This window comes from Synechococcus sp. R3-13 (genome assembly GCF_047462195.1).
Taxonomy (GTDB): domain Bacteria; phylum Cyanobacteriota; class Cyanobacteriia; order Thermostichales; family Thermostichaceae; genus Thermostichus.
Map to the genome: position 1 here is coordinate 1 of NZ_JANSIO010000230.1, position 12,354 is coordinate 12,354.

Consider the following 12,354-nt stretch of genomic DNA (forward strand, 5'->3'; position numbering starts at 1 on the left):
CCCCCCCTCCCCCCCCGCCACCATCCCAACAGTCGGATCCCCCGCCGCCGGATCCCGACAAGGATGGGGAAGATAGAGAGGAAACGGATCCCCAACCGGAAAACCTGAGTCTGCCGGAAGAGTTTTTCTTCGAGCCGGAGCGCATTGCCCTCGACCCGCGCCTGCTGGCCTTTGCCCAGTCCCTCAACCAACAGGGGAAAACGGGATCCCGCAGCCTGGTGTTCAGCGCCGACCGGGGCCGTTACATCAAGCCCATCCTGCCCCAGGGATCCAACCCCCGCATTGCCGTCGATGCCACCTTGCGAGCCGCTGCTCCCTACCAGAAGAGCCGCCGCCAGCGACAACCGGGACGCGCCGTCGTCGTGGAACCGAGCGATATCCGCGCCAAAAAGCTGGTTCGCAAGGCCGGAGCCCTGGTGATCTTTGTGGTGGATGCCTCCGGCTCCATGGCCCTCAACCGCATGCAAGCGGCCAAAGGAGCGGCCCTGCGCCTGCTCACAGAAGCCTACCAGAACCGCGACAAGGTGGCCCTCATCGCCTTTCGTGGAGAAACTGCCGAAGTGCTGCTGCCCCCCACCCGCTCCATTGAGCTGGCCCGCCGCCGTTTGGAATCTCTGCCCTGCGGCGGGGGATCCCCTCTCGCCCATGCCCTCACCCAAGCCGTGCGCATGGGAGTCAATGCCCGCACCGCTGGCGATGTAGGTCAGGTGATGCTGGTGGCTCTCACCGATGGCCGGGCCAACATTCCCCTCAGCCGCTCCTTGGGACGGAGCGACAGCAAAAGCCAGTTGGGAGCGGATCCCATCGACCTCAAGCAAGAGCTGCGGGAGATTGCCCTGCGCATCCGCGCCCTGGGGTTGAAGCTGCTTTTGATCGATTCCCAAAGCCGCTTTGTAACCACCGGCTTCAGCGCCGAACTGGCGGAATTGGCGGGCGGACGGTACTTTCATCTGCCCCGCGCCACCGACCAGGGGATCGCAGCCGTGGCCCGCTCGGCTATGCAGGAGGGACGCACCTACCCCTGAGAGAACAGCCTCTCCGTTGGCAAAGGTTGTAACTTTTCTTAATGGTTGGTTATGATCCCTGTAGGCGCTCTTTACCTTTTCCCATGGCTACAGGACTCCTGCCCCAACTTTCCCTGCAAAATCCCATGGCTGTCGATTGGGTTAGCCGAGGGGTAGGCGCAGCCATTCGTGCCCTCTTTAAGCATGCAGAGCGGCTGGAGGCGCGCGTGCGAGTGGAGCCTGTTGCCAAATTGTTGCAGGGTCGTATCGACAGCTTTGAACTGTTGGGCCAGCATCTGCAGATGTACAACGGCCTGAGGCTTTCGGCTCTGGAGCTATTCTGCAATGCGGTGGCCATCGATTTCAGCCAAATTTGGCAGGGGAAGATCAAGCTGCGCCAGCCAGTACAGGCCACAATGCGCGTGGTGCTGAGCGAAGACGATCTGGCGCAATCGTTTAACACACCTTTTGTGCTGAACAGGCTGGCCCTGGTGGGACAGGATGGCAGCCCCCTATCCTTCCATCACGTCCATATCAGCATCACCCCGGCGCGACGACTGCAATTCCAGGCAAACGTACAGCAGGGAGAAGCCAGGGCTTTCCGCGTCGGTTTTTCCGCCCAAGTTGAGGTGCTGGAGCGGCGTCGCATCCGCTTTACAGATCCGGTGTTTGCAGGCGGCACAGAAGAGGAGCTGGCCTTGAGCCGGGCCTTGGTAGATTGCCTGAATGGGCTTCTGGATTTGGATCGGCTGGCCTTGCGCGGCACTGAGCTGCGGGTAGACCGGGTGAACTTACAGCCCCAGCAGATGATCCTATACGGCAGCGCCACCCTAGCGCAATTTCCCACACGCCAACCCCAATGGGAAAGTGCTTGACAGCCTTTGGAAGGGCGGCTACGCTCAATAGTGGTGAGGAGTGAAGAGAAGAAGCCTCTGGGGTCGAAACACGGACAGACTCCCAGAGGTTTTTTCATGCCTCAGGAGCTTGAGAGCTCCGCTCTGCCCCTCGATCTTGATCTGTTGAACTTGTAGTCCTTTGACCCAAACTGGGACACTACACCCAAAACGTTGGTCGCGTCATCGCGTCAGCGTTGCCGAGCAATAATGCATGCGGCCAAAGGCTTTTCTCAATGGCCCAGGCGCCTCACCCTAACCTGAAACGACTATGATTGCTCAACGTTGGTTACGCCTGGGGATCAAGCTGTCTTTCTTTGCCGTGATGTCCACAGCTTTGCCAACCGGAATACGGCGCGGCTTCTCTAAAGAATGGGGTAGCTGGGTATCCTAAAAGCTGGGGTTACGGCATCCTTCTTTATTCATGGGGATGAAGTGGCTCAAGACATAACGGTCATTCTAAGACCTAGGAAAGAACTCTTCAGCCTTGACCGTGAGGGGATGTTTATTCTTTGCCTACGGTTGGTTCACTATTCAAGCAGGTCTTGTCAAAGCGAGCACACCGAGTTTGAAACAGCAACTACTCCGCCTACTTGAGTTTTGGCGCCGCCGCTTTCCCCACAGCCTGCGCACCCAGGTGGCATTGGTCATTGCCAGCCTTTCGTTTGTCCCCAACTTGGTTTTCATCCTGTCGGTGCAGTGGATCTGGCCCGACACGCAGTTCAGCACTGAAGGGATCCTTCTGCTGCTGCTGTGGATCCCGTTGCTGGCGGTGCTATCGGCGGTGGTGGGCTATGCTCTGTCCTCCATGATTTTGCGCCCCCTCACCCTGCTGGCCCGCGAGTTGGCCCATTTGGAAACCTTGATCAACCAGCCTGCCCGTTGGAATCTGCTGCTCCGCCCCGGGGATCCCCAGGAAGCCCTGATCTTGCGGCAGGCCTTTGCCCAGTTGCTGCGCCAGATCCAGATCGACCAAATGCGGCGAGAAGCCTTTACCGCTACCCTCGTTCACGACCTCAAAACTCCCCTCATCGCCTTTGGGCACCTGCTGAGCGCCTTCAAACAGGATCAACAGCTCGATCCGGAGCAACGTCGCGCTCTGCTGGATCGCATCCTGCAGGAAAACCAACACAATCTCTCGCTGGTGCAGAAAATGGTGGAGGCCCACCGCCTGGAGCGGGGAGAGATCGAGCTGCATCCTCGGCCTTGCGATCTGGGATCCCTAGCCAGAAAGGTGGCCGAGCGCATGGGATCCCTGGCCCAGGAGCGGGGGATCGATCTGCGAGTCGAAGGAGAAGGGTGGGGCAACGCCGATGAGGCAGAGCTGGAGCGGGCGCTGGTGAATCTGGTGGACAACGCCTTGCGCTATGCACGCCATGCAGTGGTGCTCACTGTCAGCCCCCGCCAGATCCAGGTGCAGGATGATGGCCCCGGCCTACCCGCCCCTCTGGAAGAGTTGGCCCAACCCTATGTGACCCAGCCCATTCACATTGCCGGCCACCACTACCCAACCGGCTCAGGAGGTCTAGGGCTATACATCGCCAAGCGTATCCTGCAGGCCCATGGAGGGGAATTGCGGTTGGTCGAGACGGGATCCCAAGGGGCTACTCTAGCCCTAGTGTTGCGCTGACCTTCTCTTAGCAGTTCAACCCTGGCAGAGCAAGACAGTGCGAGAAAACGTGCTCAACCGACAGGGCGACCCCGGTACATCAATCGGTACTTCACCTGCGGGGTCAAGTCTTTCTGCCCTGGATCCCCTTCCGCCGTGATGGGTTGTGGAGGGGCGGTGGGGGAGTGCGCGATCGGCTGCGGGGGAGTGGTGGAAGAAGATGTACGGCTGACCTCCCCAGGCCATACGCCCGCTTGCTCCAGAGCCCTGTAGAGTGCCGCCGTGTCAATAGGCAAAAACCACCTGGCAGCCTCGTAAATTCGTTCGAGGGAGTGGAGAATATCGTCGGCCTCTGCCAAGCCAGGGATCACATCTGCTGCCCCCTGGTAGATTGCCCAGCGCCGCTCTGCGGGCTCGATGTGGCGGCGGGGGTGATGAGTCAGGATCACAGGGATGTTGGGCAGCTTGCTTTGACACTCTCGACAAAAGGCATAGGGGTTAAACAGCCCCGTCGTCATGTCCACCACCATCAGATCCAAATCCAGAGGCTGGCTTGTTGCCGCCTCCAGCAGATCTTCAAGTGGGGAAATCGGCACCACAGAGTGCCCCTGAGACTCCAGCGCCAACTTCCAGAGATGAATTTGCGAGGGCTGGCCCTGAGCTAGCAGTATGGTTTTTCTCACAGTGGATGGAGATATGCGAGTAGAAGGGAAGGCGAAGGCTTGCACCACTTGATGATCCGTTATACGTCAGAATCTTGTGCAAGGCGCAATGTAGCATCCTTAAGAGGAGCAAATGGTGACCGGATATACAAGTGCTGCTGTTTAGGCCCAACACTCTACAAATTAAATCCGGATTAAATCCGGATCCCCAGCAGCCGACAGCCCATTTCTGGGTGCGGCCTGTCCGACGGCCTCAACGTTTGTCTTGCTCAATTCAATCTGGGATCCCTTCTTTCTCGCTTTCCAATTCAGCTTGCAGGGCCTGCCACTCTTCCGGAGACAGCGAGTGGAGTTTCTCTTGAAGTTGCTGGGTCTCAAAGCTGGCCCACTGAGCCTTCAGGGTCATTTCCCCCCGCAGCACCCGCCTCAGGTAGCCAAAAGTCCACCCCAAGCAAGCCAGCAGGAGCACCACGCTCGATATCTGCTGCGCGGCCCCCGTATCCAAGCCCGCCCAAAGCAGCAGGCCGTAGAGGATCCCTCCCCCCAGCAGCAGGGCCAAGCCTATGCCAAGAACGTCCAATCTGCGCATGGCTCAGTGGATCGACAAACGGCTGACCTTACAGCGACCGAGGCTTGGGCCGAAACGTCATGAAGGGAGCCAAGAGCACCATGCCGGGAAAGAAAAACAAGACCAAGAAAAACATCAGCACCTTTTCCCAAGCACTGCCTGAAGTCCAGCGTTTGTCCACGTACAGCAGAGACAACAGAGGCAGCACCAGCAAATAGAGAACAGCCAAACCGGCATAAGTTAACCCAATCAACGATGTAGTAGAAGCCATGTCGAGTGCGCTCCGCAGCTAGACCTATGTCCAACAAATCTAACAGGATTGTAAAGGGATTTGTCAGCTTGGGGGAGTTCGTAACTCAGCCAACTGACCACAAACTGACTACAAGCTGGTGCTGATCGCCCCAACGGGGCAGGTGGCAACACACTGTTCGCACATGACACAGCGGTTGCGGGAGAACTCCAGCTTCCAGTTGGGAGCAGAAATCTTCAGGGCCTCGGTTGGGCAAACTCCCGTACACAATCCACAGTCCACGCACAAGTCTGGGTCGATTTGAATTTCCTTGGCCCGTTCAGTCACCTCAATGCCCAAAGACTGCACCCACTCCAAGCCTGCTTCCACCTGGTCGATATCCCCTGACAGCTCCACCACCAAAGTGCCCACTTCGTTGGGGGCTACCCTGGCGCGCACAATATTGGCAGCCACATCGAAGTCTTTGGCCAACCGATAGGTGAGAGGCACATTCACCAAATGGCGGGGGAAAATGAGGGTGACTCGTTTGCGCACGGATCTTGAGTGTTTTGAGTGCAGCAACTTCCTTCAGTATGGCAAGCTTGTGAGGTTCAGTTTGGCCGTGAATGCAGCTCACTTCCACCCTCCACAGGACACCCAAGGCGAACCCCACAGCGGTAGGGCGGGGCTTTGAACCCAGTTTTTCGGTGAGCTCAGCTTCTTGGGAAGATCACCAGAGGCAGCGCGTGAGGCAACGGCACCGTCATCGGCACGCCCCTCCCACCAAAAGCCATCTGTGGAAGCCGACCCAGAGCCTGCCACAATAGGATGGAGAGCGTCCCCGATCCCTATGAACCCATCTTTTGCTCAGCCCCGTCTCAACTCAGAGCAGTACCGGCAGATGCTGGTGCGGGATGGCGAGCGTCGCTTCCGCGAGTGGCACACGGCCTTCCTCAAGTACCAACGGCAGTTTTTGCAGGAGATGAAGCAACTGCGTCTCCAGGGTTCTTTGCATCGCTGAATGGTTAATGCCCACCGTCCCCACCTTGCACCCGCTGCCAGTCTTCTCCAAGCCCGATCCCTCCCCAAGGCCTACGGCCTGCCAAGGCGAACGGCAAGAAACCTTGGAATTGCTGGAGTGGCCCCGCCTCTGTCAACACTTGGCCACCTTTGCGGCCACACCCTTGGGCCGCCGCGCCTGCCTAGAGCTGGATCCCTGGCAGAGCCGCGCCGACAGCGAAGCCTACCTTGAGCAGACGGAAGAGGCGATCCGCCTCGATTGCACACAGGCCGGGGGACTTTCTATGGCAGGGATCCACAACTTGCTGCCGGCTTTGGAACGGGCCGAACGGGGGGGGATCCTGAGCGGGGAAGAGCTGGTGCAGATCGCTACAACTCTGGGGGCAGCCCGCCGCATCCGCCGCCTGATCGATGATCATGACCATCTGCCCCACCTGCAGGCCTGGGTGAGCAACCTGCGCACCTACCCGGAGCTGGAGCAGGAGATCTTCCGCTGCCTGGAGGAGCATGGTGAGGTGCGGGACAGCGCCAGCCCTACCCTTGCCAATCTGCGCCAGCAGCAACGGCAACAGCGCAGCCAGATCCAGGAGCGCCTGCAACAGTTGATGAGCCAGTACCCCCAGGCGCTGCAGGACAACCTGATCGGCCAGCGGCAGGGACGGTTTGTCCTGATGGTCAAGGCCACCCATCGGGATCTCATCCGCGGCATTGTGCATGACAGCTCTGCCAGTGGGGCCACCCTCTATGTGGAGCCCTACGCCGTGGTGGAACTGGGCAACCGCTGGCGAGAAACCCAAGTTCAGATTCAGGCGGAGGAAGAGCGGATCTTAGCCGCGCTCTCGGCTCAGGTGGCCTCCGTCGCCACCGATCTGGAGCATTTGCAGGGGGTGATGGTGGGGTTGGATGTGGCTCTGGCTCGGGGTCGCTACAGCCTCTGGCTGGACGGCAATCGTCCCCAGTTTGTCTCGGCAGGATTGCGCCTGCGTCAGGCCAAGCACCCCCTGCTGCTCTGGCAATCTCGCGCCGCTGCCCCTTCGGAGGGTCAAGGCTCTGCTGTTGTCCCTATCGACTTCACCCTCTCGGACTCGATTCGGGTCGTAGTCATCACCGGCCCCAACACCGGCGGCAAAACCGTTGCCTTGAAAACCCTGGGGCTGTTGGTGCTCATGGCCAAGGCGGGGATCTTCCTGCCGGCTCAAGATCCGCCCCAACTGCCTTGGTTCGACAGGGTTTACGCCGACATTGGGGACGAACAATCGCTGCAACAAAATCTCTCCACCTTTTCAGGGCACATCCGCCGCATCAGCCGCATGGTACAGGCCCTGCAGTCCACTCCAGAGCCGGCCCTTGTCCTGTTGGATGAGGTGGGGGCGGGCACGGATCCCACCGAAGGCGCTGCCCTGGCGGCTGGGCTGTTGGAGTATCTCTCGGAAAAGGCGCTGCTCACCCTGGCCACCACCCACTACGGCGAGTTGAAGGCCCTGAAATACCAACATCCCTGCTTTGAAAATGCCTCGGTGGAGTTTGATGAGGTCACCCTGGCCCCCACCTATCGCCTCTTGTGGGGGATCCCAGGCCGCTCCAACGCCTTGGCCATTGCCCAACGGCTGCAGTTGGATCCAGAGATTCTGCGGCGGGCCCAGCGGCACCTGCAAGGGGAAAGCCAGGTGGATAGGGTCATTGCCGGCCTGGAAGCGCAGCGGGCTCAATTGGAAGAGCGGGCGGCCCAGGTGGGATCCCTGCATCGAGAGCTGGAGAGCCTACATCAACAAATGCAGCAGCGCAGCCGCCAAATCGCCGAGCGAGAAGCCCGGCTGGAGCAGAAGCAAAACCAAGAACTGCAAGCCCTGTTGGCTGCTGCCCGTCAGGAAGTGGCTGCCGCCATCCGCAAATTGCAGCAGGGAGAGGATCCCCAACGCATTACTGCCGAGCTGGCGCAAATCCAGCAGCGCTACTCTCCCCCACCGCCGCCTGTGGATATGGAGTTTGTGCCAGAGGTGGGAGATCGGGTGCGGCTGAGAGGCTTGGGGCAGACGGGGGAAGTGATCGCCATCGAAGGAGATGTATATGTAGTGCGCAGCGGCATCCTCAAATTCACAGTGCCACGGGGGCAGTTGGATCCCATTGATGAACACCAGGCTAAGCAACGCCAACGCCCCAAAGCCCCACCTCCCTCCCCTGCAGCCACCGCTCCCCTGAACCTGCGCACCAGCCAGAACACCCTCGATCTGAGGGGGAAAACCGTTGCTGATGCTGAGGCCATTCTGGAACAGCACTTTGCCCAAGCTCCTCCCGGCCCGGTTTGGATCATCCACGGCCACGGCACAGGGCGCCTGAAAGCCGGCGTCCAGGCTTATCTCCAAAATCACCCGCGCGTTCAGCGTTTTTCAGCCGCTGATCCCGAAGACGGCGGTACTGGAGTGACCGTGGCTCATTTACAGTGAGGCTTGTACAGTGAGGCTTGCCAGTGCCAGAAGGGAGTAGGGGTGGTCGCGTTGGCATTCTCGAGTCGGAGACCGGACAAGTGCCGGGCAATGTCTCAAGCTTGACTGTGGAGCACTGCCGCTGCTGAGCTGACGGGCTGGGATCCCTTCTGTTGCCGCTGGCTTTGCCAGAGCCAGTAGCCCCGCACCAGTTGGCTATCCCCAATGAGCTTCAACATCACCGCCACCGTTGCACCTGTCCAACTGAGAGGCCCAAAGGCGGCGCCTGCTGCTGCCAACAGCGCCAACCCAGAAAGATTTAGCCCCAAGCCTTGCACCCACATCCACAAGACAGTCTCGCGCTCTGACATCTGTCAGCTCCTAGAGGAGAAATAGGATAGCCCTACTGTCCTGAATCTGAGCAGAGACGGGGATGGGGTTGAGCCTTGACACCGCTGCCCAAAGCTGCACACTTGAGGGGGGCATATTCCCCCTACGGATGGGCTGCTTCACCCAGCCACTCCTGCAATCGGGCCAGAGCCAGCCGCTTCTGGGCAGCGGAGCGTATCGTGCCCTCCGTGAGCCGATTGAAGCCATGCACCAACCCCTTGCCCCCCAAAGCCACCAGCGTTACCCGATGGGTTTGCCCTGGCTCAAAACGCACCGCGTTGCCGGAAGGGATGTTGAGGCGCATGCCAAAGCTGGCGGCGCGATCGAAAACCAGGGCTCGGTTCACCTCAAAAAAGTGAAAATGGGATCCCACCTGAATGGGCCGATCCCCTCGGTTGGTAACCTCCAGGGTCACGGTGGCCCGTCCGACGTTGGCTTGGATGGGATCCTCTGCCAGCAACAGTTCCCCTGGGATCAGGGCCGGCTCTGCGTTGGCAGCAGGGTTGGTTCTGGATTGGCGAGCCATGGGGACGACCTCCTGAAGTCTCTGGGTCTTTGGAGCATCTGGGGGATCCCTAGCGAATGGGGTGGTGTAGGGTAACCAGCTTGGTTCCGTCGGGGAAAGTAGCCTCCACTTGAATTTCCGGGATCATCTCTGGGATCCCGGGCATCACGTCCTCGCGGGTCAGCCACGTCAGCCCCTCGCTCATCAATTGGGCGACTGTTTTCCCCTCCCGCGCCCCTTCCAAGACTGCTGCGCTCAAGTAGGCCACCGCCTCAGGGTAATTGAGTTTGAGGCCCCGCTGCCGCCGATCCCGAGCCAACTGGGCAGCCAGGTAGATCAACAACTTGTCTTTCTCCTGGGGGGATAAGTACATGGGACAACCTCAAAGATAAAAAAGGATACAAAGAGGACAGCAGCAGGCCCAGTTGGCCTAGAGTTGACCGAACTCATGCGCAGAAATCCCCAGTCTTGGCGCAGCGGACTGTTGCTACGCAACAAGGTGGCTAGCCGTAGTTCATCTTCTACCACCTCTGGGCAAAAAAGGGGAGCCCAGGCTACAAGAGATTTCACTCTCTCCTGCACAAGCAGCAGTCTCAACCTCTTCCGACATCGGGTTTTGCAACTTCCTTCCTAGGCAACCCGCTATATAAAGAGTAACAATAGATGCATATAGATTAGAAGATGTAAAAGTCTGTCTGGATTCCTATCTCAGCTCTGAGTTGGTTTATCCTGGAGCAATTTACCGGCTCTGTTTAGCACTTCCCTTTAGATAGATAGGTGTTGACTGGGTTCTTTTGATCGGCTATGAAACTCGAACTGACTCCCCGCCAGCGGAAGATTCTCTGGGCGACGGTGCGCAGCTACATTGCGACGGCTGAACCTGTCGGTTCCAAAACCTTGGCCCAGTCCTATAACTTTGGGGTAAGCACGGCCACCATTCGTAACGACCTGGCCACCCTTGAGCAAGTGGGATTGCTGTTTCAGCCTCACACCTCCGCCGGACGGGTTCCTTCCGACTTTGGCTATCGGGTTTATGTCAACGATTTGTTGACCTCCGCCAACAGCGGTGGGATCCCCCACGATGCTCCTCAGCCGGATCCCCATCCCGCTCTGCAACAGTTGATGGATCAGCTTGGCCGTGAGCTGGGAGACGACCTAGACAGCCTCCTGCAAAGGGTAGCTCAGCTTTTGGCCCATCTGAGCGGTTGCATTGCTCTCATCACTCCTCCTCAGGGGCCGGTGGTAGCCATTCATCATGTGCAGTTGGTGTCGGTAGCGCCAGGGCGGGTGATGGTGTTGGTGGTAACCGACTCCTATCAAACCCATTCAGCTCTGGTCAGCCCCCCCGACTGGCCCAGCGACTCCCGAGAGGATTTGGAAGATGAATTGCAATTGCTCAGCAACTTTCTCACCCTGAAGCTGCGGGGCAAAACCTTTGCCGAGCTGCAAGATCTGAGCTGGCTAAAACTGGATGAAGAATTTCGTACCTACAGCCATTGGCTGCAGCAACTGCTGCGCTCGGTGGTGCAACGGTATCTGCAGCCCTCGCTGGGACAGGTGTTCAGTGCCGGCATGGCCGAGTTGATGCGTCAGCCGGAGTTTTCCCAGGCCCGGCAGGTGCAGGCGGTGATGCAGTTGATCGAGGAGGGAGCCAAGCAACTGCAGGGGATGATCGGGCTCCATTTTGCCGATGGGGGTGATCCGCAGTTGGCGCATCTGCCTCCTCTGCCGAGCTCAACGGAGATGGATCAAGATCAAGAGTCAGGACAGCCTGCCCCCAAGATCCCGGTGATCATCTACATTGGCAGCGAGAATCCACTGGAGTCTCTGCACCACTGCACGGTTATCGCCTCCACTTACCACCGTCGCTCGGCTCCTCTGGGCACCGTCACCTTGCTGGGGCCGACCCGAATGGCCTACGAACGCAGCATTGCTGCTGTGCAGGCGGTGGCCTCTCATCTGACCCGGGCTCTTGCCTAAGGGATCCCATGAAGGCAGGCAGGGTCTGGGTTGCACCTGAGCAATAACAAGCTGTGGCCAGGCTCTCTCCTCTCCACCTGCGGGTACAGTGCGCCATTCGGCAGCGGCAACTTCTTCACCCTGGCCAGCGGCTGCTGGTGGCTTTTTCGGGCGGGCAAGATTCTTTTTGCCTGCTCCAAATCCTGCGGGATCTACAGCCTCGCTGGGGCTGGCAGCTCTTCGTTTTGCATTGCGATCACCGCTGGTCGGCAGATGAAACGGAGTGTGCTCGCTTTTTGCAGGGGTGGCTGCAGCAGCAGGGACTGCCTCATGCCGTTGAGACTGCGGATCCCATCCGCCGAGATGAGGCAGGGGCCAGGGCTTGGCGCTACCAACAACTGGACAAATGGGCCCGCATCTGGGATTGCAGCGCCGTGGTGATGGGGCATACGGCCACGGATCGAGCAGAGACGTTTTTGTGGAACTTGTTGCGGGGAACAGGAGCCGCCGGGCTGAGCAGCCTGGATTGGCAGCGGCACCTAGACGACCGGGATCCCACCTCTGCCCAAGTGGTGCGACCCCTGCTGGAGCTATACCGTTGGGAAACCGAGCAATTTTGCCAACAGCACCAATTGCCAGTTTGGCCGGATCGCAGCAACCAAGATCTGGCCCATGGCCGCAACCGCCTCCGCCTAGAGGTGATGCCCTACTTGAAGCAGCACTTTAATCCGCAACTGGAAGCGGCCCTGAATCGGGCTGCCACACTGCTGCAAGCAGAACATGAGCTGGTGGTAGCCCAAGCAGCTCAGCTATGGCAGCAGGTGTATGAGCCCGCTTTGCCAGGGCTGCGACGGGATCCCTTGCGGGCTGCCCCCTTGGCTCTGCAGCGGCAGGTGATGTTTCAATTTTTGTCTTTGGTGCTGCCCCACCACCCCACCTTTGACCAGGTAGAAGCCGGGATCCAGCTCTTAAAAGCAGACCGAGGCAGCCGTAGCCCCGATTATCCAGGTGGGCACTGGCTGGAAGTGAAAGGGGATCACTTGGTTTGTTTCCATTAATTTTTCCATTAATTCCACTTCCCCGAAGGGAAGC

At 59.2% G+C, this 12,354-nt stretch carries 14 protein-coding genes; 7 read left to right on the top strand and 7 right to left on the bottom strand.

The window, feature by feature from the left end; genetic code table 11:
• The 3 genes from NW856_RS07235 to NW856_RS07245 all read left to right on the top strand — a co-directional run.
• The coding region (locus tag NW856_RS07235; protein ID WP_414399659.1) for a VWA domain-containing protein at nucleotides 1-1,025 on the top strand (1,025 nt) is incomplete at its 5' end.
• Between the two features lie 83 nt (nucleotides 1,026-1,108).
• Nucleotides 1,109-1,879 (top strand): DUF2993 domain-containing protein, encoded by a 771-nt coding sequence (locus NW856_RS07240; protein WP_414399660.1) that lies wholly within the window; start codon nucleotides 1,109-1,111, stop codon nucleotides 1,877-1,879.
• 586 nt (nucleotides 1,880-2,465) lie between these two features.
• A complete protein-coding gene (locus tag NW856_RS07245) occupies nucleotides 2,466-3,527 on the top strand; it encodes a sensor histidine kinase (protein WP_414399661.1) in 1,062 nt (353 codons plus the stop codon).
• A 53-nt stretch (nucleotides 3,528-3,580) separates the two neighbouring features.
• On the opposite strand, the gene NW856_RS07250 is transcribed toward NW856_RS07245, so the two are convergent.
• The 4 genes from NW856_RS07250 to NW856_RS07265 all read right to left on the bottom strand — a co-directional run bounded on the left by NW856_RS07250 (nucleotide 3,581) and on the right by NW856_RS07265 (nucleotide 5,520).
• Nucleotides 3,581-4,132, bottom strand: a complete 552-nt coding sequence (locus NW856_RS07250; protein ID WP_414399662.1) for a response regulator — start codon at nucleotides 4,130-4,132, stop codon at nucleotides 3,581-3,583.
• A gap of 310 nt (nucleotides 4,133-4,442) precedes the next feature.
• Complete coding sequence (locus tag NW856_RS07255; protein WP_414399663.1) at nucleotides 4,443-4,757, bottom strand: DUF3007 family protein; 315 nt, start codon at nucleotides 4,755-4,757, stop codon at nucleotides 4,443-4,445.
• Nucleotides 4,758-4,785: 28 nt separating this feature from the next.
• Nucleotides 4,786-5,007, bottom strand: coding sequence for an NAD(P)H-quinone oxidoreductase subunit L (ndhL, locus tag NW856_RS07260; protein WP_414331907.1), 222 nt, complete (start codon nucleotides 5,005-5,007; stop codon nucleotides 4,786-4,788).
• A gap of 108 nt (nucleotides 5,008-5,115) precedes the next feature.
• The gene (locus NW856_RS07265; protein WP_011433941.1) at nucleotides 5,116-5,520 is read right to left on the bottom strand and encodes an NIL domain-containing protein; all 405 of its coding nucleotides are present in this window, start codon (nucleotides 5,518-5,520) and stop codon (nucleotides 5,116-5,118) included.
• A gap of 295 nt (nucleotides 5,521-5,815) precedes the next feature.
• Between NW856_RS07265 and NW856_RS07270 the strand changes: the two genes are divergently transcribed.
• A complete protein-coding gene (locus NW856_RS07270) occupies nucleotides 5,816-5,986 on the top strand; it encodes a hypothetical protein (RefSeq protein ID WP_414391046.1) in 171 nt (56 codons plus the stop codon).
• A gap of 7 nt (nucleotides 5,987-5,993) precedes the next feature.
• Nucleotides 5,994-8,429, top strand: a complete 2,436-nt coding sequence (locus tag NW856_RS07275) for an endonuclease MutS2 (protein ID WP_414399664.1) — start codon at nucleotides 5,994-5,996, stop codon at nucleotides 8,427-8,429.
• A gap of 95 nt (nucleotides 8,430-8,524) precedes the next feature.
• Here NW856_RS07275 and NW856_RS07280 read toward each other — a convergent pair whose 3' ends face one another.
• The 3 genes from NW856_RS07280 to NW856_RS07290 all read right to left on the bottom strand — a co-directional run bounded on the left by NW856_RS07280 (nucleotide 8,525) and on the right by NW856_RS07290 (nucleotide 9,676).
• On the bottom strand, nucleotides 8,525-8,779 hold the full coding sequence (locus NW856_RS07280; protein WP_011433939.1) for a hypothetical protein: 255 nt from the start codon (nucleotides 8,777-8,779) through the stop codon (nucleotides 8,525-8,527).
• Nucleotides 8,780-8,901: 122 nt separating this feature from the next.
• Entirely contained in the window at nucleotides 8,902-9,276 is a 375-nt protein-coding gene (locus NW856_RS07285; RefSeq protein WP_414332421.1) for an urease subunit beta, read from the bottom strand.
• 97 nt (nucleotides 9,277-9,373) lie between these two features.
• On the bottom strand, nucleotides 9,374-9,676 hold the full coding sequence (locus NW856_RS07290) for an urease subunit gamma (RefSeq protein WP_011433938.1): 303 nt from the start codon (nucleotides 9,674-9,676) through the stop codon (nucleotides 9,374-9,376).
• Between the two features lie 431 nt (nucleotides 9,677-10,107).
• On the opposite strand from NW856_RS07290, the gene NW856_RS07295 reads away from it, so the two are divergent.
• Together NW856_RS07295 and tilS are read left to right on the top strand one after the other, a co-directional pair.
• Nucleotides 10,108-11,283: an HrcA family transcriptional regulator gene (locus tag NW856_RS07295; RefSeq protein WP_414399665.1), complete on the top strand. Its 1,176-nt coding sequence runs from the start codon at nucleotides 10,108-10,110 to the stop codon at nucleotides 11,281-11,283.
• A gap of 53 nt (nucleotides 11,284-11,336) precedes the next feature.
• Nucleotides 11,337-12,320, top strand: a complete 984-nt coding sequence (tilS, locus tag NW856_RS07300; protein ID WP_414399666.1) for a tRNA lysidine(34) synthetase TilS — start codon at nucleotides 11,337-11,339, stop codon at nucleotides 12,318-12,320.
• Nucleotides 12,321-12,354: the final 34 nt, after the last annotated feature.

What these genes read in the sequence shown, in the direction of transcription:
- NW856_RS07240 (WP_414399660.1), top strand. Translation starts at nt 1,109, where the DNA reads ATGGCTACAGGACTCCTGCCCCAACTTTCCCTGCAAAATCCCATGGCT.
- NW856_RS07255 (WP_414399663.1), bottom strand. Translation starts at nt 4,757, where the DNA reads ATGCGCAGATTGGACGTTCTTGGCATAGGCTTGGCCCTGCTGCTGGGG.
- ndhL (WP_414331907.1), bottom strand. Translation starts at nt 5,007, where the DNA reads ATGGCTTCTACTACATCGTTGATTGGGTTAACTTATGCCGGTTTGGCT.
- NW856_RS07270 (WP_414391046.1), top strand. Translation starts at nt 5,816, where the DNA reads ATGAACCCATCTTTTGCTCAGCCCCGTCTCAACTCAGAGCAGTACCGG.
- NW856_RS07275 (WP_414399664.1), top strand. Translation starts at nt 5,994, where the DNA reads ATGCCCACCGTCCCCACCTTGCACCCGCTGCCAGTCTTCTCCAAGCCC.
- NW856_RS07280 (WP_011433939.1), bottom strand. Translation starts at nt 8,779, where the DNA reads ATGTCAGAGCGCGAGACTGTCTTGTGGATGTGGGTGCAAGGCTTGGGG.
- NW856_RS07290 (WP_011433938.1), bottom strand. Translation starts at nt 9,676, where the DNA reads ATGTACTTATCCCCCCAGGAGAAAGACAAGTTGTTGATCTACCTGGCT.
- NW856_RS07295 (WP_414399665.1), top strand. Translation starts at nt 10,108, where the DNA reads ATGAAACTCGAACTGACTCCCCGCCAGCGGAAGATTCTCTGGGCGACG.